The organism is Vibrio scophthalmi LMG 19158, assembly GCF_000222585.1.
Taxonomy (GTDB): Bacteria; Pseudomonadota; Gammaproteobacteria; order Enterobacterales; family Vibrionaceae; genus Vibrio; species Vibrio scophthalmi.
On sequence record NZ_AFWE01000112.1, the window covers coordinates 122,248 to 144,131 of the forward strand.

Consider the following 21,884-nt stretch of genomic DNA (forward strand, 5'->3'; position numbering starts at 1 on the left):
CTGTACGATGTCACTACAAAGGAGAGTGAACATGCCATTGAGAGTGGGCTATGGAAAAGATTAATAATACGGATGTGATTCTGCACGCTTTTGATTGGCCGTATAGTTTGATTGAACAGCAAGCAGAGAAAATCGCCCACATGGGCTATCGCTCTGTGCTGATTTCACCTGCGATGAAGTCGTTATGCTTGCCCCAAGGCACACCTTGGTGGCAGCGCTATCAGCCACAAGATTATCGTGTGATCGACAATCAACTCGGTAACTTATCATCATTACGGTCGATGATAACGACGTTGGAAGCAAATGGTATCCACGTCTATGTTGATGTGGTGTTTAACCATATGGCGAATGAATCGGATATTCGTCACGATCTACAATACCCCAATGATGAGATTCTCGTTCAATATCAACAAGAAAGTGAATACTATCAAGCGCAAAAGCTGTTTGGTGATCTTGCGACCCCTTTGTTTAGTGAAGACGATTTCGTGGAAGCATTTAGTATTTCTGACTGGGGTGATAAGTGGCAAGTTCAGCATGGTCGTCTTGTTGGAGATGAGCATGATCCAGGCTTACCAACGTTAATGGACAATAGCCATGTGGTTGCTCAGCAACGTGCCTATTTGATTGCATTAAAGCAGTTGGGGGTGAAAGGATTTCGAATTGATGCGGCGAAGCATATGACGTTGGAGCATTTAACGCAGGTGTGGAGCGCAGATATCTGTGAAGGTGTGCATATTTTTGCCGAAATCATTACGGATGGCGGGGCGAGTAAACAGGAGTATCAAGATTTTCTTGAACCCTATTTAGCGAGCACACCTATGGGCGCGTATGATTTTCCTTTGTTTCAAACATTGTTGGACGCCTTTCAACCAACGGGTACATTAACCAGTCTGGTTAACCCATACAGTTTGGGCCAAGCACTAGCTGAAAGTCGTGCGGTGACCTTTGCTATTACCCATGATATTCCCAACAATGCCGTATTTACGGGTTTGGTCATGGAGGAAGAGTGGGAAGCGCTTGCTTACATCTATCTGTTTGGCCGTGATGGGGGCGTGCCATTGGTGTATAGCGATCTCAATACCAGTGGTTTTGAAAACCAACAAGGTATTCCCCGCTGGCAAGAGGAGTGGCAAAGCCCATCGATGAGAGCCATGATTCAATTTCATAACCAAATGCACGGAAGCCCAATGACGGTTTTGCAGTCGAGTGATGAGAAGTTGGCTTTTTCTCGTGCGGGAAAAGGTATCGTGCTGCTTAATAAATCGAGCAAAGTCCAACGATTTGAACTATCAGTAGAAGGAGAGTGGCGAGACGTGTTACTTAAAAGTCGTTGTGAACGAGAAGAGACTCTTGTGGTTGAAGTCTCTCCTCGCAGCGGAGCGATGCTCGTCCCTGTCGTGAGTTAATTAATGACAAATGTTAATCAATGACAAATCAGGCAACTCGCATTGCAAGACTACTCACCTAGCACGGTTTGACAGATGGCGTGGTAAGCTTCTTCGCTACCTGAGAATAGCTCATTAATAACTTTGGCTTTACCTTGGCCTGATAGCAGGCGCTTACGCGCTTCACGGACTCGAAGTGCCACTTGAATGTTTTGATCTAGCGGACTGCTTACGTTTGGCTGCCAACGTGAGATCTGATCACTGAATGAGTCTAGTTCTAACGTTGGTGTGTAGTGGTGAAGATCTTCACGCAATACCGTGAGCAAATTAATTTTCGCTTGATGATCATCTGCTAGCGTTGCCATGCGATTGAGCAGGGCGGCAGATAACTCATTAAGTTCGATGTAACCCGCTTGCTTAGGCAGTGGACTGCTTACACGGCAAGAAAGCTCTACGGTGTGCATACGGGTTTGTGGCAAACAGCAAATTGAGGTCAAACAATCAAACGGTAGCCACATCGCTTGGCCTGGCTTGATGGCATATTCATTTTTTCCCAATCGAACCAGTACTAAGCCATCGTCTACCGATAGTAATGTGTGCTTCATCAGCTTTTTACGGGGTGTGACGGATAGAAATTGAATATCAGATGTCTGATGAGAAATAGCGTAGTGCATGGTATCGCTCGATAAATATGGGGCGCTAAGATTACCGTTTCTCGACTCAAAAAGCCATTAACAGCATTGATTGAGCTATCAGGAGTATGGCGTTCTGGTCTGACCTTAGTAAATATGCGTGTTCTAATGCTGCCAAGAGGCGATTCTATGCGTAGAATGAGCCGCGATTTGTCACTAATGTAGACCCTAATGACTGCGAACACTGATCCTTATATTGAAATTCGTCCTTATCACGATGACGAAATTCCAGCGGCAATTGACCGCCTAATACAAGATGAAGAGTTTATCTCTGCCATCTTACAGCATCGTTTCTCTAACCACGCGCCATGGTTCAAAACGCTTATGGCTCCGTTGGTCAAAGTGTATCTGAAATTTAAATGGTCAAAGCTGAACTCGATTGAAGCGATTCAGCTTGAAGTGAAAAAGTACCTCCATCAAACCCTCAATAACACCACTCAAGGTGTCACCTATACAGGGCTAGAGAAACTCGATCCTCAAAGTGCTTACCTATTTGTCTCAAACCATCGCGATATCGCGATGGATCCAGCACTGGTTAACTACGGTTTATTCAAGAATGGTCATAATACGGTACGTATCGCGATTGGCGATAATTTACTGAAAAAACCGTGTGCGACAGAGCTGATGCGTTTGAATAAGAGCTTTATTGTTAAGCGTTCAGCGAAAGGGCCACGTGAAATGATGAAGGCACTGAGTACCTTGTCATCTTACATCAAGCACTCCCTAGAAACGGGCAATTCTATTTGGATCGCGCAAAGAGAAGGGCGAGCGAAAGACGGGAATGATTTTACTGAGCCTGCAATCTTAAAAATGTTTCATGTTGAAGGACGTAAGCAAAAAATCGATTTTTCCGAGTACATTCAGTCACTAAAAATTGTGCCAGTTTCAATCTCTTATGAGAATGACCCTTGCGATGTAGCGAAAGCCAGAGAGTTGTACGAAAAGTCGGTCAATGGTCGTTACGAGAAAGGTGAATTTGAAGATATCGAAAGTATCATCCAAGGCATTGTGGGCGATAAAGGCCGAATCAATGTTGCGTTTGGTGATGTGATTGAGCAAGCCTTTTCTGCGCCAGATGAACTTGCCGCCGAGATTGATCGCCAAATTCATGCTAACTACAAATTGTTCCCAATTAACCTGTTAGCGGCCGGTGATGAGAGTGTGGATGAGAGCGTAAAAGCGCTGCTGCAACAAAAGCTCAGTCAATTACCTCAAGGTGCACATACCTTTTTGATTGATAGCTATGCAAATCCGGTAAAAAACCAAGCTGAATAGAGCTCGGTAGCTACTGGGCAACACACGAGTTTCTAAGGGTAGCTTCGGCTACCCTTTTTCTTAGCTACTTTTTATGACGGGGGGAGATTGGCTGAGCGTGTGACATAGCACTATGCGCAACTAGCTACGTCGCAACTCATTACGGCGCAACGGCTCCGCCGAGAGTGAGATTCTCTGGCCACTTGCTAATATGATTACCGCCAAGGAAGATATTGCCATTCACTGTCATGGTATTGGGAAACTCACCAATTTTAGAACCACCTAAAAACAGATTTCCTTCTACCACTAGCCCTTCAGGCAACGTTGTTAAAGGCGTACGCATAACGCTAAGATCCCCTTTTACTCGCAAGCGGTTGGGTAGCTTTTCGAGGGGCGTATCGGTGAAATTCAGATAGCCACCCACTTTTATCCCTGCAGGCCAACGCTTGATTTTAGCACCAAGAAAATTGGCGTAACCGCGAATACTAGATCCTTTACCGATGGCGATGAGTTCGCTGTTTGAGGCTTCGAGGTTACCCCCAATCGTCGTGCTTTTGGGTAGGCGTTTGATTTGTGTTTTAGCAATGTTCAGGTTGCCTTTCACGGTAAACCCATCGGCAAATTCGGTGTAGGGCTTATTGCGTAAATCCAAGTTACCGTAGTTGTCGAGGTGATTTAGCGTGCGAAATGAATCGAGTTTTTGTGCTGAAACCGAGTTAGAAAGTAACACACAAAAGAATAAACAGAGAGTTGTGACAGGTCGAGTCATAGTAGGCATTGTTTAGATTAGAAGTGTCTAGTATTCCTAACCCACAAGACAAGGTCAACTTTTGCTCGTCAATGATGGGAGCAAGATAAAGCGGGCGAGTGCCCGCCTTGGAATTAACGCACTAGAGAGCGAGTTTTTAGTTCGAAGATCAGTTTTTCAGCACTAACTTCGAATTTAAAGCGAGCGGTCAATTCAGTAGAGTCAGCATTGATATCTGTAGTTTGATATTCAACCGCTGCATTTACTTGTTTTGCGAGATCAACGTACTTAGCCAGTTCAGCTTCTAGTAGCGCTTGATCTTGAGAAAAGATCGTTACTTCTGCTACGTCATCGCCTTCTTTAATGATAAAGCCCATTTCACCAGCACAGCCACACGCTTCACATACTTGAGCTTCTAATTCATTACTCATCGAACAATCCTCTTAAAAAAATCATGGATATTTTATCGGTATATTTGAACATAATCTACAGAAATGACGTGATGTTGAGGGATGTTTTCAACGACACATACTCGATGAATTAATAAAGTTCATGCAATTACGCAACATTATGTACATTTTCTTGTGTGATACTGTTCATATAGATACAAATTGAATTGCAATTATTCGGTCAGAATGATGTGCGTTTAGTTGTAAGTAGTCTAAATTTGTAACATTATTCATAATTCAATATATATAATATTAATGACTCGCATTCCTATTTATGTTGCTTTTGCATCATTTATGAGAAAACGGTGTTCCACGAGCAATATAGCACTGATGAAATCTATCGACATGGTAAGCTAGTGTCGAAAAAATTAGCAGTAACACGTTGTTCCTGCTGACAAAGAAATAGATTCCACAGATAGATATTGCGAGTCTCTATTTTTTATTGACTCATTTTGGGTCAGACGGATTTACGAAGAGAAGAGCCTAGACATGCCAAAGCGTAGTAAAGAAGATACCGAGATCACTATCCAGAAAATCATGGACGCAGTCGTTGACCAACTTCTTCGTCTTGGTTATGACAAGATGTCATACACCACGTTAAGCCAACAAACTGGCGTGTCTCGCACCGGTATCAGCCACCATTTTCCAAAGAAAACAGACTTTTCAGCCGCGTTAGATGGTCGTATTTTCAAGATGTTTGTTGAGCACTTGAATTTTGATGCAAGCTTAAATGATTTTTCTGATAGCTGGGTAAAGGCATTGGATGATAGTGAGTTTCTTGCCATTTTACGTTTACTTTTCCACCATATCGTTACGGCAGAGAGTGCTCATGAATTTGCAGCGAAAGGTATTGAGCGTTTGTACAAAACCGTTGAAATGAAGTTTGGCGATGATAGTGCGAAAGAGTTGGAATGGCTAATCGGTAAGTCTCTGATTCGTATGGCCTCTTAAAAAGTAGTCACTGAAAATTGTTAAAAGCCAGCGTTCGTCGCTGGCTTTTTTGTACCGTAAATTAGACAACAGTTCAGAGTTATCATCAGGTGTGTTTTTTCTCCGATTAAACCGTATCTGACCCTATAACTATCTGTTACAATTTGAATATAAATTAAACCAATAGCAGTAGGTACAACGATGTCTTATCCCGTTTTAATCTGTGATGATTCGGCGTTAGCACGCAAACAGATGGCTCGCTCATTACCTGCTTCACTGAATGCTGAGATAACTTTTGCCGTTCATGGCTTAGATGCGTTAGAAAAGCTGGCGAACCAATCATTTAAAATTATGTTTTTGGACTTAACCATGCCAGAGCTTGATGGCTTTGGTACGTTAGAAGAAATTCAAAAACGTGGTTTAAACATTAATGTCGTCGTGGTCTCTGGGGATATTCAGCCCAAGGCAAAAGAGCGCGTAATGTCTCTAGGCGCGAAAGCGTTTATTCAAAAACCGATTGATCAAGATGTACTGAAAAGTGTCCTGAGAGAGTTGGTTGAGCCAGCTGAAAGTCGTCCTGCCGCTCCGGTTATGATGACGCCTGTACATATCCCAAGTTTGCGTCGTCGCGACATCTATATGGAAGTGGCTAACGTTTCAATTGGGCGCGCCGCGGATGCGCTTGCACGCCACTTTGATGTGTTTGTTCATTTACCTTTGCCTAACGTTGCTATCTTGGAAGTAAGCGAATTGCACATGGCACTGCGTGATCTAGCCAATAACGATCAGGTTTCGGGAGTCTGCCAAGGATTCAGTGGCGAAGGTATTGCAGGTGAAGCATTGGTTTTACTCAGTGATTCGAGTGTTGCAGATCTGAAAAAACTGATGAAAGTGCCTGCTGATAGTGAAGAACTTGAAGAGTTAGAGCTGTTGATGGATGTCTCCAATATTTTGGTTGGCTCTTTCTTAAATGGCTTAGGTGCACAAGCAGAAGTTCGCTTCTTCCAAAGCTCGCCAGTGCTATTAGGTCAGCATATTTCCATTGATTCCGTAATCCAATCGACGACGGGCTCTTTTAGCAAAACCATGACGTTTGAAGTGAGCTACGCGATTGATGGCACTTCTATTCGCTGTGATCTCTTATTTATGTTTGTCGATGAATCTTTGCCGCTACTTGATAGTAAGTTGTCTTACTTAATGGAGGACTTCTAATGTTACATCTTCCTGCTGAGTTTGAGCAGTTTCACTGGATGGTCGACATGGTACAAAACGTCGATCTGGGATTAGTGGTACTCGATCGTGATCATAACGTTCAAGTGTGGAATGGTTTCATGACTCACCACAGTGGCATTCAAGCTCACGATGCGATTGGTAAATCGATCTTTACTTTGTTTCCAGAGATCCCACAAGAGTGGTTTAAACTCAAAACCAAGCCTGTATACGATCTGGGTTGCCGTAGTTTTATTACTTGGCAGCAACGTCCGTACTTATTTAAGTGCCGTAATGTACGACCGATTACCCAGCAGGCAGACTTTATGTACCAGAACATCACCTTGAATCCGATGCGTACACCAACCGGAGAGATCCGCTCGTTGTTTCTGTCCATTCAAGATGCGACGGCTGAAGCATTATCATCTAAGCGTTAAACGTCAGCTACATGGTGCGTGTAATCACACTCAGTTATTGATGAATTACTAATGAAGGCTAGCTTGTGATGAGCTAGCCTTTTTGTTATCTGAAGCGATACATTTTTACTACTCGCAGCGGTACCAATTAGCTATCTTTAGCTGCGTACTGTCTCGGTTATTGCTCAAAGGAAGGATCTACATGACGCTACCAAGCCAACTCTACCGTTCACAACAAGTGAAATGCGGCGAAGTCAAAGTGGCTCGTGCAGTCGGCATTGATATGTATCAGCTAATGTTGGCGGCAGGTAAAGCCGTTTATGACTGTGTTTTGCAGCATTATGGTAACCAAGAAAAACTGTGGGTGTTGTGTGGTGGCGGCAATAATGGTGGTGATGGTTATGTGGTGGCAAAACTTGCGTTGCAGCAAGGTGGCGATGTTCGTGTAACGGCAATGTCTGAGCCAGCCAAGCTAAGTGGTGATGCCAAGCGCGCTTATGAGGATTTTATTGCTGTTGGTGGGAAGACGATTCCTTTCGATATGGCGCAAGTTTCTGATTGTGATGTCGTGGTCGATGCGTTGTTAGGTACGGGATTAAGTGGCGATGTTAGGCCTGAAATTGCAACCGTGATTACGGCGATTAATCGAAGCCATATACCCGTTGTCGCGGTGGATGTTCCGTCGGGGCTGTGTAGCAACAGTGGCTGCGTATTAGGTAACAGTATAAAAGCGGCGCACACAATAACCTTTATTGGAATTAAACAAGGGTTAGTGACAGGGAAAGCACGTAGCTATGTTGGGCAACTGCATTATTCGCCATTGGTTATATCGGCTAAGAATATCGCAAATAATAGTGAGCTTAGTAGTCAACCGGCGACGGTGAATATAGGCGAGCTTTTCCAAAATATCGAAACGCCGAGTGCCATGCTGGATTTTCCAGTTATTTTGCAGCGGTTGAAGACGCGAGAACCGTCAGCATACAAAGGTACTCATGGTAAGGCGCTATTGATTGGCGGAGGTACAGGCTTGGGAGGGGCGATTTTGCTTGCGACCAAAGCATGTCTCCGAGCAGGAGCCGGATTAACTGCATGTTTAACCGAGTCTCAGCACCTTAATGCTGGTTTGATCTCAAGCCCTGAAGCGATGTTTGCTGAATGGACGATGCAACAGGTGAAGTATCGATTGAGTTGGTGTGACGTGATTGCGTTTGGCCCTGGGCTGGGATGTTTTCAAGGTGGTGCTGCACAACAACAGGAGTTGCAACCTGATGCCTCTACATGGGCGGTAAAACTGGCTGCAATGGTCGCTCAGAGTGACAAAGCAAAGGTACTTGATGCGGATGCTCTAACGCTATTGGCGCTTAATCCGAATATTGATGACAACCGTATCATTACCCCTCATCCGGGTGAGGCTGCGAGGTTATTAAACACCAGTGTGGCAGAGATTGAATCTGATCGTTATCGTGCTGTTTACAATCTTCAAGCAATTTATGGCGGCGTAGTGGTATTAAAGGGAGCGGGCACTCTGATCTGTGATGGTAATAAGACGTATGTTTGCTCTACGGGAAACCCCGGAATGGCTTGTGGCGGAATGGGTGATGCATTAACCGGTATTATCGCCGCATTATTAGCACAAAGATTGGACATTATGACGGCTGCGCGTGTTGGGGTTATGCTGCACAGCTATGCTGCCGATCTAAATGCAGAGGCAAATGGACCATGTGGTCTCCTCGCTTCCGATGTTATTGATGACTTGCGCTATGCAATTCAATGCGCTTGAGTGTGAATGCGAGCTATACGCGAGCGTTTGTTTTTCTCACTCCGTTAGATTTAAGCTGAAATTTGTGCTGTTGGTATGAAAAAAAACACCAAAAAGAGAATGATAAAATAGGCGAATTAGCGGCGCTTCTTACTAAAAACGTGACTTGGATCGTCGTGTGAGAGAGGGGCGAGAATTGATTATTAAGACTGTCACGCAAACCTTTGCGTAATCGAATGGCAATAATCGAAGTTAAGTTGCTGAAAAGTGAGAGTATTTGTAGAAAGGTTAACTCGGTTGAGTTTAATGGATATGCAAGGAAGCCCAACTGTAGCATAAAAAAAATCGAATTATCAGACTTGCGAGAAAGAAATCACGACCTATAATGCTGAAAACCGGAGCGTCTGCAAACGCTCCGGTTTTTTTGTGTCCGACATTTAGTAATTTCGTCTGCAAACGACATTACTAACGCACTCTGCAGTGACACATAGCTATATGAATCAAGGAATTACACAATGCGTATCGAACAAGAACTTAAGTTAGGTTTTAAAGATGTACTGTTTCGCCCGAAACGTTCTACCTTAAAAAGTCGTTCTCAAGTTAATTTAACCCGCGATTTTACATTCAAGCATAGCGGTCGTCAATGGTCTGGTGTACCTGTGATTGCTGCGAATATGGACTCTGTGGGTAGCTTTGCGATGGCTAAAGCCTTAGCTGAGCATGGTGTAATGACCGCAGTACACAAACACTACACAGTGGCTGATTGGGCTGAGTTTGTTCAAGGCGCTGAAAAATCACAGTTGAATAACGTGATGGTTTCAACCGGTACTTCTGAAGCTGACTTCCAGAAGACCAAAGACATCATGGCACTTTCAGATGAGCTGATCTTTATCTGCGTTGATATTGCTAACGGTTACTCTGAGCACCTTGTTGAATACGTAGAGAAAGTACGTGCTGAATTCCCAGACAAAGTGATCTCAGCGGGTAACGTTGTAACTGGCGATATGTGTGAAGAGCTTATCCTTGCGGGTGCAGACATCGTGAAAGTGGGCATTGGCCCTGGGTCTGTATGTACGACACGCGTTAAAACTGGTGTTGGTTACCCACAACTTTCTGCAATCATTGAGTGTGGTGATGCAGCGCACGGTCTAGGTGGCATGATCATCGGTGATGGCGGCTGTTCTTGTGCAGGTGACGTATCAAAAGCATTTGGCGGCGGCGCTGATTTTGTAATGCTTGGCGGTATGCTTGCAGGTCACGAAGAGTCAGGCGGCGAAGTGATTGAACAAGACGGCAAGAAGTTCATGAAATTTTACGGCATGTCTTCACAATCAGCGATGGCGAAGCACTCTGGTGGTGTTGCAAAATACCGTGCAGCTGAAGGAAAAACCGTACTATTGCCATTCCGTGGCAGCGTTCATGAAACGATTTCTGACATTCTTGGTGGCGTACGTTCAACGTGTACATATGTAGGCGCAGCAAAGCTTAAAGAGCTAACGAAGCGCACGACATTTATCCGCGTACAAGAGCAAGAAAACAACGTATACGGTAAAGAGTGATTTAGTCATTACTCGGAAAAAACGAATTATTAAGAGCCGCTTTTTGCGGCTCTTTTTTGCCTGAAATTTGGAAAGTGTCTACAAAGTGTCTACACCTGAGACACTTTAATTTTGTGCAAATGTTGAAAAGTGCATGTCTATTCGAATATATGCATTTATAGAAAGGCGAGAGGGTTCTTTTCAATGGTCTCTGCTAAGTGATCGGGAGCGAAATGCGCATACCGCATCGTCATTGAAATATCGGCATGCCCAAGCACATCACGTAATACCAAAATATTACCGCCATTCATCATGAAGTGGCTGGCAAACGTATGGCGAAGCACGTGCGATGCTTGTCCTTTAGGAAGGTAAATGCCTAGTTTATTCTTAAGAATGTAGCAGAAGGGCGTATAACACTCTTCAAACAGCTTTCCAGAGCGAGGTTTGTATATTTCTTCATAAAGCGCATTAGAGATTGGGACAGTACGGTTTTTCTTTGTCTTGGTATTGGTATAAGTGATTTTATACTTGCTTAGCTGGCTACCGCGTAACTGCGCCGCTTCGTTCCACCGTGCGCCTGTTGCAAGGCATATCTTGACTATCTTCAACATGTCACTGCGGTTATGTTGGGTAACTAACTCAATGAGTTGAGGAAGCTTCTCTTTAGGAATGAATGCCATCTCGCGTTCAGCTTCTCTAAATGGTTTCAACTCTTCAAGTGGATGCGGCAAGTCCCATTCACCCAGTTCTTTTAACTTGCTGAACACAGCTTTAAATCTCGCCAGTTCAGAATTTAACGTTGATACGCTTGGCGCGCCTTTCTGCCACCGATTATCGACAAAGTTAATGTGTCCTGCCATTCGAAGGCTGCGGAACTCACCATACATCTTTGCAGTAAACAAAGCGGCAATAGGGTTGTTCATGGCTTCAACCATCAGTTTGAACTTCTGATAGATAACATCGCCATTAACTAGCGTTCTTCCATAGTGTCGATACCAAATGTCAATAACGTCTGAGAGACGCCGATAGTCGCTTTTTGCTCCTAACCATGGTTTTTCGTCCAATTCTTTCATTGTGAACTTTTCAAAAGCGACAGCTTCACCTTTGGTCGCAAAGCGTTTACGGATACGTTTTCCACTGCGCCCACTTGGGTAGCAATCACAAACCCAAGGTTTGGGTGAGCCATCTTTTAAGTTTCGGATAGACATGGTAAGAATCTTTGTACTGTATTAATATACAGTTTATCCGTATTGAAACGTACCACAATGTTTTATTTCGCAAAAAAGAAACACTGTTTGGTAGTTTTATGTAGGTTAATATAGAGTGTCGCGGGTCCTCGTTATGAGGTACTATGGCAGGTCGTTTTATTGATACTTTTCGCACTAAAGGCTTTACGTTGTCTTCTCCTAAACCAATCATTTTTTCATTTTTCGCCGGAAGCGGCTTTTTAGATCTAGGCTTTGAAAAGTCTGGGTTTGATGTTCGTTTCATTAACGAATTTCATAAGCCATTTTTAGAGGCATATCAGTACTCCAGAAAGGTGATGGAATTACCAGAGCCTAAATATGGTCATTTCTTAGGTAGTATTGAAGATTTCGTAACAGGTGATCGAGCGCAAGAACTAACCGATCATGTTGAAGATGCCAAGAGCGATTCACTTGTTGGGTTCATTGGTGGTCCACCGTGCCCTGATTTCTCTGTAGCTGGGAAAAATAAGGGTTCAGAAGGCGAGAATGGTAAATTAAGTCGTGTTTATATCGACGCGATTATTCAGAATACCCCGGACTTTTTCTTGTTTGAAAACGTAAAAGGTCTTTGGAGAACAGTTAAGCACCGAGCTTTCTATGATGCAATGAAAGATAGACTAGAAGAAGCTGGTTATGTTTTGACTGATCGTTTAACGAACTGCATCGAATATGGTGTTCCTCAAGATAGAGATCGCATCCTATTGTTTGGTATCCACAAATCTCGCGTTGGTGAAATCAACTCAAAAGAGCTTGAATCTCAATTTAATTGGGAAAGGAAAGTAAAGTTTAATCGAGATGAAGTCCTTGATAAGAAGGTATGGCCTGGTCATGAGTATTATGAACAAGATTCAGAAAAAGAATGCCCAGAATCTTTAATTAAATATCATGGGCTAACGGTTGAGCATTGGTTTGAATTGAATGATGTCTATAATCATCCTAATGCGAATCATCACTTCCAGCCAAAATCAATGCATCGCTTTCAAAGCATTTTGGAAGGTGATGACAGTAAGAAGTCATTTAAGCGGCTGCATAGATGGCGCTATTCGCCAACGGCTGCGTATGGTAACAATGAAGTACATCTTCACCCATACAAAGATAGACGTTTAAGTGCCGCGGAGTCTTTAGCTATCCAATCGTTGCCGAAAGAGTTTTGTTTCCCCCCAACGATGACGCTTTCAGATATGTTTAAGACCATAGGTAATGGCGTTCCCTACCTTGCAGCCGAAGGTGTAGCGCAAACAATTCAAACTTATCTTAAATCACTATAATAAAGAGGGGCTATCAGCTCCTTTTTTTATACGTTTCACAACGTTATATGCCGCATGCCTACACTTGGCGCTAAGTCATGGTAAACTACTCCTAGTAAACATAATTCATACTAGGCGTCACTTATGCACTTTAAAGATGTTTTAGCTGATATTGAAAAATTGGTTGGAAGAGAGCTTCAATCGATAAATCCAAAAACTGACTCTATTTATATAACGGCCTTAGACTATCAAGTCGAAAAATATTTTGTATCTAATAGCCCAAACACAAGAGGGGCAGCTCGTTCTTTTCGAGAGCTGGAAGATATTTGGAATGAGCTTACAGTTAAAGGTTTTGGTAACGTAGATCAAGCTTTGTATGGAGGTGGTAGCAGTCGTAATCAACCAGAGACCGTATTTGCGCATCTCCCATACATCCAACATTTCAAGTTCAAGAATCGTAAGCACTTACTATTACGTAACCAATCCGTGCATGATCTTGGTTCTCTATCTGAACTTCAAGCAGCAGAACTTAGAGCAGTTAGAAAAAAATAGAAAATTATACAGCCTTATCGAATCAAGCAATCACTAACTCTCAGGCGGAAATTATTCAGACGCTAAAGAGTGCTTTTGATGCTGTATCAAAAAAATATCCTGGTGATATTGTCTTGGAAGATGCAGAAAACGCAATTAATAGTTTACTAGTTCTAAATAATCAAGTGAGTGAATCTATTGTTACTTTAGACGGTACACTCCATATTCCCAAAAACGTTAAAGAAAATTATGATTCGCCGGAATCAGATAAATCAATGGATGAGCTGATCGATGACGAGTCGTTGACTGGTATCGCAAACTCTGAGGAAAAGGAAATAAGTGGACCTATAGCATCAGGTAAAACGAAAATACGACAGCTAACCCCAGTTGTTTCATTGATTTATGATCGCTTAAGTTTCGATGAGATTGAACTTCAGCCAGATTTTCAAAGGAAAGATAGAGTTTGGCCAGAGCCTAGAAAATCTAAACTAATTGAATCGATATTGATGGGGTTGCCATTACCTGTATTTTATTTTGCAGAGAAGCCAAATGGGGACTGGATTATTGTTGATGGCTTACAACGCATCACCACAATATATGACTTTATGCGAGGTGAATTTGAACTTAATGGGTTAGAAGTTTTAAAAGAAGTTAATGGTAAGCGATTTAGTGGCCTAGAGCGAGCTGAGCAAAGGAAGATACGTGAATACCCATTAACAGCCCACTTGATTGATATGGCTACAGATAAAGACAATATTATCGTAGAGCTATTCCACCGTATAAATACGTATGGTGTTAAATTAAGTGATCAGGAAATTCGTTCTGCGCTAAACCAAGGTTCGAGTGTTAAGTTCTTGAGATATTTAGCTTCAACATCTGAATTTAAAGCAGCTACTCATTGGAAGATAAAGTCAGATAGACAAAAGGATATGGAATTATGTTTATCTGCATTGTCCTTTATGCTTAATGGCTACATGAATTTTGATAACCAATATAATAAGTACCTTTCTGAAGCAATGGAAAGCATGAATAAACACAAGCTTACATTGGTTAATGAAAATCTTCTTGATGAAGGTAATGCTGAGTTGCCTAAAGATCTTAACCTTGCTTATAGTGTTATCGCGGATAAATTTAAAAATGGAGTAGCGATAGCTGAGCAAGTTTTTGGTGATTATGCGTTTAAGAAAGTGCCAGATAGCGCAAGGAAAATACCATTAAGTAAACCATTATTCGAGTTGATAGTTACTTATTTTTCTGAGTTAACAGAGAAGCAAGTTCAACAAGTTATGATACATAGTGATGAGCTAATCGATATGCTATACGAAGCTATTGATAAAGACTCTGCAGATTACGCGCAGTGGGAATCAAGTAAATATGAAAAAGAAGGGCGTGGATTCTTGTATTCAATTAGTCAATCTACAGGTAAGAATGTAACTGTCCGATTCCGATTTGAATCATTTAGAGAAATTCTAAAGCAGAGTACTGGTGTTGATGTTGTACTATCTCCGATAACGGTTGGAGTTCATAATGATTAAGTCTATCGAACTTGAAAATTTTAAATGTTACAAAAAGAGAAAGTTTGAGTTTTCTGATTTGACAGTTTTTTGTGGTACTAACTCAGTTGGTAAAAGTACTGCAATTCAAGCTCTTTCAATTCCACTTCAATCTAAGTTTGAAAAAATTGTAAAGTTAAACGGTCAACTTACAACAGTTGGTTTTGCTAATGATATTCACCATAAAGATAATACAGGTAAGGTTGGGCAGGATCAGAGCCTCTCGATTAAAGTAAATGTTGATGGCTTGATTCTTACTTGGGGATATCGAGAGTTAATCAACTCAAGTAGTGAATTACATTTATTGTCCGGCTATTCTGATAATTTACCATCAAGTTTCGAAAAATTGGCTTCTAACTTTCAATACTTACAGGCAGAAAGGCTAGGTCCGCAGAGTCGGTTTGACCTAATTGAAGGAAATCGCTTTCACCAGCACTGGTTAGGTGCGAAGGGAGAGTTTACATCCGAAGTACTCTCTAGATCTGAAATGCATAAACCCCTTTATCTTGGAGGCTCAACAGTGCCTATCAAGAATAATGCTGACCCAAGAATGCACAATTCAGAAAGTAGGGATGGATTGCTTCGTCAGATTAACGCATGGATGAATGAAATTAGCCCAGGGATAGAACTGAACCCCGACTTGATCGAGGAAGCCGTAGCATCAGTTAATATATTTGGGCAGAACTATCGAAGTAAGATCAAACCACAAAACGTCGGTTTTGGTGTTAGCTACGTGCTGGGTATTATAACTGCATTGCTTAACACTCCTAAAGGTGGGTTAGTTATCATTGAAAACCCAGAGGCGCATCTTCACCCTCGAGGTCAAAGCTACTTAGGTCGGCTTATTGCACTAACAGCTCAAGCTGGAGTTCAGGTTATTGTAGAGACACACAGTGACCACTTGTTAAATGGTATTCGTGTAATTACTAGGCTCGTTGAGGGATTCGATCCTAAGCTGTTTACGCTTTACTACATATCACAAGGTCAAGAGCAGAGTCATGTAGATAAAATTACTATTGCCAAAGATGGGAAACTCTCTAATTGGCCTGATGGATTCTTCGACCAACAAGCTCAAGATATGTTCACAATCATGACTGGAAAAACTGAACTTCCTGGAAAGGAAAGCTAGAGATGAAAGCAGACGTGTTTTTTATTTTAGATAGTTTTGACTTTAGTGGCCAAATTGAGAAACTTATAAGTAATTTAACGGAAGCTTCTGCTTTAGTTAAGAAAATGGACTCGGAAAAATTCATCAGATTTTCAAAAACTTCGGATTTTTATGATAATGCTATTGATAAATTGTATGGTACAAATGCTGTGCCAGAGGCAGGCGCTCTTGCTTCGTTATTATATGATGGGAATATGAGTAAGGCTCGAACTAGAAATTTGGATTCTAGTGAGGTTATTAAACTCGTAAATAATACTACTCCTGTAGAGGATAATCGTTGGTTATGTATTTATGGTGAACTGCCTGTAACTGTTGAAATTAAAGATTCGTTAAGAAATGCTAATAATGAAAACGAGCTAGTGGCTTATTCAAAGCATATCGTGATCAATAATAACTTAACATCAGTTGAATATGCAGATGCATTTGAGGGTATTTATCGTAATTTGATATTCCATCCTAAGTACAATGATGTTTCTAATATTGCAGGAGGATGCAAGAATTTTATCAATGGTATTTTTGAAATGTTTGATACTATGAACTGCTATGTCCCAAAAGATGGAGATGTAAAAGGAGATGTCGACTACATTGATAGGCGAATAAAGTTCGAAACATGTGAAGAAGGTGGTGGTAAGAAAAAAAGGAATACAGAAGAAAAAAAATTAGACTTTTTCTTTGAAATTGATGGCGATACTAAAAAGTATAACTGCGAATACCACTGTAAACTGCATTATTTTGATGGCCAACATGAGACGGGTAAGCGCCACGCTGGTAATCGTATGTATTTTGGTTTCTATAAGCCCACAATAGGTCAGAACAAATTTCTAATTGCTCATCTTGGTGACCATTTATAATGAAAGCGGTGATTCGCCGCTTTTTATCATTTTCCCCTTGTTTTTTTATTCGTAAAGCTAATCCATGATTTTGACTTACATACATTTAGTATTAGCACCAAATATATAAAGGTCCCTAAAATAGCTAAGAAAATTTTTGCATCACTACTCAAGTAAATATGATTTGGAAAATATGATAGTGTGTGGTTCACGATTAAACTAAGCCATAGCAAAACACTAAAGTCGCTTAGTGCTATAGCAATTCTACTCACCGAGTACTTGCGTGCTCCTAACCAATAAGACTTACTATCATCTAGTTTGTCCTCTGCACGAAAGAGTTCTAAGGAACCGAGGTTTTCCTCAAAGTCGGTAACTTTACGTTCCCAATGCTCTTGCCAGTACTTACTACCTCTATTTACCAAGCTCCAACATACCGAGCAGATCAAACCAAAACAGGCGATTAACAGAGCAAGGTCAGGGTTCTGCTTTGCAGGTTCGGCGAGTATGCTTGAACCATAACCTAAAGCAGTTGTAGCAATAAAACCCCAGAAAAACAAAGAGCGTTTCCAGTAGAGGTCGATTTCAAAATTACGTGTAGCGATTGCAATTTTATACGCCTCGACGTTTGTTAATGTATCTCTGTTTTCTTCGCACATGTTTTACTTCTTCTCCATCACCAACGCAACTCTGCCTACAACCTTCACTTCATCTTCTTCGACTGTAAGCGTTGAGCCATTAAAGCTGATCGCCAGCTTCTTGCCTGGTAAACGCTGGATTTGGTTTAGCGAGAGTAGACCATCCATATCAACTAGGTATGTGCCACTTACTGCTTGATGTATGTCTTTGTCGACTATGTATGTCGAGTGGTCATTGTCGATTGCGATAACGTTTGAAGCACCAACCTTATCTAGATAGTTCTTATCGAAAGCCAGTGTTTCATTGTCTACGAGTTTGCCGTTAGAAAGCTCAAAATAATCAATATCAATAGTGCTGCTGGAGTTATCACCGCTTAAATTGCTCATATGAGTGTTTTGGTCAGGAAATGGCTTACCTTCACCCAATGCCATATATGCAACAGACGCCCCAGTACGTAAGTGGGTTCGCAAAATGATTTCATAAGGTGTTAATTTACGTTGGTGCCAAGTTGAGACAGTTGATTTTGGAACTCCAAGCACTTCAGCAAGTGACAAAAAATCACGTGATTTAGTGATCTCCTTCAATTTTTCAGTTACTTCACGCCCTTTTAAATACTCAAGTGGGCGATCTAAGCCTTGATAATCACTCATATACGATCTAATATTCGCCTTGTTGGGTGAATGATGAGGTGCAACTAATCATTCCGGTATAAAACATTCAATGACTTAACAGGATATCACTATGCTCTCATATCAAGTAGTCCTAAATACGCCTTTCATGACGTACGACCAATACTCTCAATTCTCTGGAATGCCTAAGCGCACCATTATCGACTGGGTGTCAGACGGTCGTTTACCTATCAAACGCAAATCAAAACCGAAAGAAACACCGATGATCAACATGGTTGCTTTGCTAGAGCTAGCAACACGCGAAACGATGGAAAGAATGGGGTAGGTCATGTGCTTATCTTCCTTGATTCCAACTAAAGAGCATTGTCCGTTGTGGCTCAATGTCGTGGGTTGGGGTTTCGTTTTCGTACCGCTTGTATGCATTTGAGTATTAGCTATGGAAGAAAATGGCTCAATGTGCGAATTACGCTCTCACAAACAAACTCAGTACAACGCTGTTTGTAGCGATTTCGCGCTTAACCACAACATGGAAAAGTTGGCGTCTCGAATTGGGATTAAAAGCGGCACCATGTTGAGAAATAAACTCAACCCTGAGCAGCCGCACAAGCTAGACCCAGTAGATTTGGCGCTTCTGTGCAAAGAGTCAGATGACTTCACCATCTTGAATACGCTTATGGCTGATCTTGGTGTGGTGACTGTGCCAATCCCAGACTCGAAAGAAGACAAAAACTTCTTAGAGCGAGTGTTAATCAACTCGGTTCTGTCGGGTGAGATTTCTCAAGACGCATTAGATATGCATTCAACAGAGCGGCTTCCTCGCTCGGTAAAACGAAAAACCCTAGCAAGGGCTCAATCTGCTTTGGGCAATCTCGTTTTACTCATTAATGATTTAGAACGCCGAACAACAGGTATTCAGCCACTCATGCAAATGGGCTCTGATTTCTTCGTAAACGGCGCACCTATTCCTGGTCTGACTTAAAGGATACTCAATATGAAAAACGTAGTTAGCATTCAAATCAACACACTCGATGAAGCGCTTCATCTTCAGAACTTAGCCACTATCAACATCGGTAAATACGAAGAGAACCCAATTGTAGGACAAGCGCATTTGCAAAGTTCTTTGGTACGTATGTGGCGTGACGTTCACAAACAAGCTGGTGAGGTGGTATTGGCCTTTTTAAAAGAAGCGGAGACAAGCGAATGCAATATGTAGCGATCCGCTTGTTTGGTAATGGAGCGCTGAAACGCCACAAACACACTCTCGAACCTGAAACCACACCGCTAGGTGAATTTGAGTCGATGGATGAAGCAATTGAACAAGCGTGTAATCAATTGACCTGCAATCACATCTGCCACGGTGTGTTAAGCGAAGGAGAGGGCGAAGGTGGTTACATGGTTGTCGATACTCAGGAGCTTGCAACGATATGAGCAGTGTAGTTGAAAACCAAGCTAAACAAGCTAAGGCGATCATGATTAATGGCCGTTACTTTTATGATTTTGGTGTGAAAGGGCAAGTTAAAACCGCTTATTCCATTGCTGGTGCGCAGATGTTTATCGACAGTTGCTCATTAAATGCAGTGCTTAATAAATTGGATGAAAAGCGAAAAAGCTACACGGTTGAGCAAATTGAGTTACTTGAGGTTAGAGGTGAGTACTCTTCGAAAGACCTATTTAAGTTACGCCATCGCCTCTCGCGTCTCATTAAAAATAGTAGTGAGGCGAGTACGAGCGATAAATACTTCAAGGCAAATACAAAATTCAATTTAGCTGAATTGGTGATGGTTACAACAATGCAGTGGCAATGCGCTGAGAGAGATTGTACCAAACAAGGTCTTTCAAAAATTGATTGGTTTTTCGCAGTGTCGGGCACTGAACGCAAAGAGCAAGTGGCGTTACAGCAACGATTATTTAGGTACAAATCGAGAAATTATCCGACTTTAAGAGAGCGCTTACGGGAATTAGAAAATCGCGCCCAGGCACCTCTAGATTACTTGCCATTTTAAGGCCTGATCATGAACAACGATATTGATTACTACCCAGCAAAATCCATCGCAGATTTACCTATAACATCAATACTTCACCTGCCATGTCCTGATATGGCAGGGATGGATAATCCGGATCCTCAAAAGCGTGAAAGGTCGCTTTTTCTGTTAGAGAAGTTGCGAGAAAAACACGGGATTAAAAAGCGAGTTAAAAAAGCGGCGAATTCATTGACATATGTATGTACCGAATATGGGTGCTTAGATTTTGGTCGTGGGTACAGTCGTTGATCGTGATGAGAATAAGTTAGGAAATTTAGAGGAATGAACGTTTCAGATCTCTTCTATATCGCAGGGGCCGTAATGCCCCTCGATAGAGTTAAACGAAATGATGCCAGCTATAACGCTGGTTTTTTAGGTTCCAAAATTTACTCAGACCGAGAGCAAGCACTTCTAGATAGTGGTTTGGTTAAGAAAATTCCAATCTATGACCAAGTTTCTAATCGAAAATCAAAGCGAGAAAGTGATCTTGAAGCTCGAACTAATTACTACAAAGCGATAAATTTTCGTACAAAACACGACCGCGAAGCGGCGGCGAGAATCGCCGAAGACAATAGGCTAGTCAAAGGGCGCAAAAGTCCGACAGAGGAATTTCGCGTCAGAAGAGAGCGTCAAATCCGCAAGGTTATGACGCTAAATAAGGTTCTGCGCCCTAGAACTGTCTATGCCTCAACGGAGGCCTACTTTAACCATCATTCGTTGTACGAATCAGCAGAACGTGCTGCGCCCGCTATTTTGAATCAGAACGGTAGACGTGCACGAGGTGAAACCAAGCGTTCGCCAGTTTCGATGCAGTTAATGCACCGTTCGTGGAACGAAACATATAAGTTCCAGGTTGTGACTGAAATTCCGTCAAGCGCTGCACCAGCTGCGAATGTTGGCGAACGTTATTCAGAGAAATTGACTTCACGCTCGGTCAGCAAAATTTTTGAATCGGGGGCATACACTGCAGCTTGCCACGGTGGTTTTTCAACGTTTCTCACGTTGACGTTTACCAAAGCGCAACGCCTGGCCATGTTCGGAGGGATGCTTGATGCAGATGATTGCCGTTCGATGGGGGCTAACCATCCGATTGTTTACAAGAGAAACATGGTAACCGTACACCCAAAAAGGAATGAAAAGAAAACTTGGCATCCAATCACTGATATAGGTGGCGAATACTGGACGGTGCCTAGTAAAGATAACCCGCGCCCTAGAGTTATGAATCGTGGCGATGTTATTGCTGGACCGTACTGCGATTTGAAACAAAAGCCTGAGCAAGAGTTTACGATGGAGAAAACTCTCGAAACTACGATTGGCAATGAAGTATCGAGGTTTCTAGACGCAGCAAAGAAAATGTACCAGCGAGGATGGACGGCCGATCATACTGTGAAAGTGGACTTGGACTCAGATCAGAAGTATTGCGATTTGGAAAAAGAGAAAGTGGCGAAGTACGTGAAGCCTAGTGAGTTTGGTCCAACGCAAACACCTGCAGATTTTCATTATATTTGGGTGGCTGAGTGTCCCGCCAATGAAGATGGTGAACCCAATCCTCACGTACATCTTCTGTTGAGATGGTCAGTTCCAGAGCGTTTGTTTAGTGCATGGGCTAAGCGTCTTGAAAAGATATGGGGGCATGGGTTTG

At 42.2% G+C, this 21,884-nt stretch carries 25 protein-coding genes; 19 read left to right on the forward strand and 6 right to left on the reverse strand.

Annotated features, from left to right (window positions below; translation table 11 throughout):
• Positions 1–50 precede the first annotated feature (50 nt).
• A complete protein-coding gene (locus RH88_RS09645) occupies positions 51–1,406 on the forward strand; it encodes an alpha-amylase family protein (protein WP_005595380.1) in 1,356 nt (451 codons plus the stop codon).
• A 50-nt stretch (positions 1,407–1,456) separates the two neighbouring features.
• Here the strand turns inward: RH88_RS09645 and RH88_RS09650 are convergent, their stop codons facing one another.
• On the reverse strand, positions 1,457–1,990 hold the full coding sequence (locus tag RH88_RS09650) for a cupin domain-containing protein (RefSeq protein WP_241212176.1): 534 nt from the start codon (positions 1,988–1,990) through the stop codon (positions 1,457–1,459).
• Between the two features lie 258 nt (positions 1,991–2,248).
• Between RH88_RS09650 and RH88_RS09655 the strand changes: the two genes are divergently transcribed.
• Positions 2,249–3,352 (forward strand): 1-acyl-sn-glycerol-3-phosphate acyltransferase, encoded by a 1,104-nt coding sequence (locus tag RH88_RS09655; RefSeq protein ID WP_005595382.1) that lies wholly within the window; start codon positions 2,249–2,251, stop codon positions 3,350–3,352.
• Between the two features lie 139 nt (positions 3,353–3,491).
• On the opposite strand, the gene RH88_RS09660 is transcribed toward RH88_RS09655, so the two are convergent.
• Positions 3,492–4,100, reverse strand: a complete 609-nt coding sequence (locus tag RH88_RS09660) for a hypothetical protein (RefSeq protein ID WP_005595384.1) — start codon at positions 4,098–4,100, stop codon at positions 3,492–3,494.
• A gap of 113 nt (positions 4,101–4,213) precedes the next feature.
• Positions 4,214–4,510 (reverse strand): YfcZ/YiiS family protein, encoded by a 297-nt coding sequence (locus tag RH88_RS09665; protein WP_005595386.1) that lies wholly within the window; start codon positions 4,508–4,510, stop codon positions 4,214–4,216.
• A 507-nt stretch (positions 4,511–5,017) separates the two neighbouring features.
• Here RH88_RS09665 and RH88_RS09670 point away from each other — a divergent pair.
• The 5 genes from RH88_RS09670 to RH88_RS09690 all read left to right on the forward strand — a co-directional run bounded on the left by RH88_RS09670 (position 5,018) and on the right by RH88_RS09690 (position 10,401).
• Positions 5,018–5,479 (forward strand): TetR/AcrR family transcriptional regulator, encoded by a 462-nt coding sequence (locus tag RH88_RS09670; RefSeq protein ID WP_005595388.1) that lies wholly within the window; start codon positions 5,018–5,020, stop codon positions 5,477–5,479.
• Positions 5,480–5,659: 180 nt separating this feature from the next.
• Positions 5,660–6,670, forward strand: coding sequence for a response regulator (locus tag RH88_RS09675; RefSeq protein WP_005595389.1), 1,011 nt, complete (start codon positions 5,660–5,662; stop codon positions 6,668–6,670).
• Positions 6,670–7,104, forward strand: a complete 435-nt coding sequence (locus RH88_RS09680) for a PAS domain-containing protein (protein WP_005595391.1) — start codon at positions 6,670–6,672, stop codon at positions 7,102–7,104. Before RH88_RS09675 ends, RH88_RS09680 begins: the two co-directional genes overlap by 1 nt.
• Before the next feature lie 181 nt (positions 7,105–7,285).
• Positions 7,286–8,863: a bifunctional ADP-dependent NAD(P)H-hydrate dehydratase/NAD(P)H-hydrate epimerase gene (locus RH88_RS09685; RefSeq protein ID WP_005595392.1), complete on the forward strand. Its 1,578-nt coding sequence runs from the start codon at positions 7,286–7,288 to the stop codon at positions 8,861–8,863.
• A gap of 494 nt (positions 8,864–9,357) precedes the next feature.
• The gene (locus RH88_RS09690) at positions 9,358–10,401 is read left to right on the forward strand and encodes a GMP reductase (RefSeq protein WP_005595393.1); all 1,044 of its coding nucleotides are present in this window, start codon (positions 9,358–9,360) and stop codon (positions 10,399–10,401) included.
• Between the two features lie 155 nt (positions 10,402–10,556).
• On the opposite strand, the gene RH88_RS09695 is transcribed toward RH88_RS09690, so the two are convergent.
• Positions 10,557–11,588 carry a phage integrase gene (locus RH88_RS09695; protein WP_005595394.1) on the reverse strand — a complete coding sequence of 344 codons (1,032 nt, stop codon included), beginning with the start codon at positions 11,586–11,588 and terminating at the stop codon, positions 10,557–10,559.
• Between the two features lie 143 nt (positions 11,589–11,731).
• On the opposite strand from RH88_RS09695, the gene RH88_RS09700 reads away from it, so the two are divergent.
• The 5 genes from RH88_RS09700 to RH88_RS09715 all read left to right on the forward strand — a co-directional run bounded on the left by RH88_RS09700 (position 11,732) and on the right by RH88_RS09715 (position 16,977).
• Entirely contained in the window at positions 11,732–12,895 is a 1,164-nt protein-coding gene (locus RH88_RS09700) for a DNA cytosine methyltransferase (protein ID WP_005595395.1), read from the forward strand.
• A gap of 123 nt (positions 12,896–13,018) precedes the next feature.
• Complete coding sequence (locus RH88_RS23870; RefSeq protein WP_241212177.1) at positions 13,019–13,426, forward strand: hypothetical protein; 408 nt, start codon at positions 13,019–13,021, stop codon at positions 13,424–13,426.
• Positions 13,427–13,539: 113 nt separating this feature from the next.
• The gene (locus tag RH88_RS09705; RefSeq protein WP_241212178.1) at positions 13,540–14,940 is read left to right on the forward strand and encodes a DUF262 domain-containing protein; all 1,401 of its coding nucleotides are present in this window, start codon (positions 13,540–13,542) and stop codon (positions 14,938–14,940) included.
• On the forward strand, positions 14,933–16,087 hold the full coding sequence (locus RH88_RS09710; RefSeq protein ID WP_005595396.1) for a DUF3696 domain-containing protein: 1,155 nt from the start codon (positions 14,933–14,935) through the stop codon (positions 16,085–16,087). The genes RH88_RS09705 and RH88_RS09710 overlap by 8 nt, the downstream gene beginning before the upstream one ends.
• Positions 16,088–16,089: 2 nt before the next feature.
• Positions 16,090–16,977 (forward strand): hypothetical protein, encoded by an 888-nt coding sequence (locus RH88_RS09715; RefSeq protein ID WP_005595397.1) that lies wholly within the window; start codon positions 16,090–16,092, stop codon positions 16,975–16,977.
• Positions 16,978–17,003: 26 nt separating this feature from the next.
• On the opposite strand, the gene RH88_RS09720 is transcribed toward RH88_RS09715, so the two are convergent.
• Together RH88_RS09720 and RH88_RS09725 are read right to left on the reverse strand one after the other, a co-directional pair.
• Positions 17,004–17,612, reverse strand: a complete 609-nt coding sequence (locus tag RH88_RS09720) for a RipA family octameric membrane protein (RefSeq protein WP_005595398.1) — start codon at positions 17,610–17,612, stop codon at positions 17,004–17,006.
• Between the two features lie 3 nt (positions 17,613–17,615).
• Positions 17,616–18,242: a helix-turn-helix domain-containing protein gene (locus RH88_RS09725; protein ID WP_005595399.1), complete on the reverse strand. Its 627-nt coding sequence runs from the start codon at positions 18,240–18,242 to the stop codon at positions 17,616–17,618.
• 91 nt (positions 18,243–18,333) lie between these two features.
• Between RH88_RS09725 and RH88_RS09730 the strand changes: the two genes are divergently transcribed.
• The 7 genes from RH88_RS09730 to RH88_RS09755 form a co-directional block, all read left to right on the forward strand.
• Positions 18,334–18,546 carry a hypothetical protein gene (locus tag RH88_RS09730; RefSeq protein WP_005595400.1) on the forward strand — a complete coding sequence of 71 codons (213 nt, stop codon included), beginning with the start codon at positions 18,334–18,336 and terminating at the stop codon, positions 18,544–18,546.
• A 111-nt stretch (positions 18,547–18,657) separates the two neighbouring features.
• Positions 18,658–19,200, forward strand: a complete 543-nt coding sequence (locus tag RH88_RS09735) for a phage regulatory CII family protein (RefSeq protein WP_005595401.1) — start codon at positions 18,658–18,660, stop codon at positions 19,198–19,200.
• Between the two features lie 12 nt (positions 19,201–19,212).
• Positions 19,213–19,434, forward strand: coding sequence for a hypothetical protein (locus RH88_RS09740; protein WP_005595402.1), 222 nt, complete (start codon positions 19,213–19,215; stop codon positions 19,432–19,434).
• Positions 19,422–19,649: a hypothetical protein gene (locus RH88_RS09745; protein WP_005595405.1), complete on the forward strand. Its 228-nt coding sequence runs from the start codon at positions 19,422–19,424 to the stop codon at positions 19,647–19,649. The genes RH88_RS09740 and RH88_RS09745 overlap by 13 nt, the downstream gene beginning before the upstream one ends.
• Positions 19,646–20,224 (forward strand): hypothetical protein, encoded by a 579-nt coding sequence (locus tag RH88_RS22725; protein ID WP_005595406.1) that lies wholly within the window; start codon positions 19,646–19,648, stop codon positions 20,222–20,224. The genes RH88_RS09745 and RH88_RS22725 overlap by 4 nt, the downstream gene beginning before the upstream one ends.
• Before the next feature lie 9 nt (positions 20,225–20,233).
• Positions 20,234–20,491, forward strand: a complete 258-nt coding sequence (locus RH88_RS22935) for a hypothetical protein (RefSeq protein WP_005595407.1) — start codon at positions 20,234–20,236, stop codon at positions 20,489–20,491.
• Between the two features lie 33 nt (positions 20,492–20,524).
• The coding region (locus RH88_RS09755; RefSeq protein ID WP_005595408.1) for a hypothetical protein at positions 20,525–21,884 on the forward strand (1,360 nt) is incomplete at its 3' end.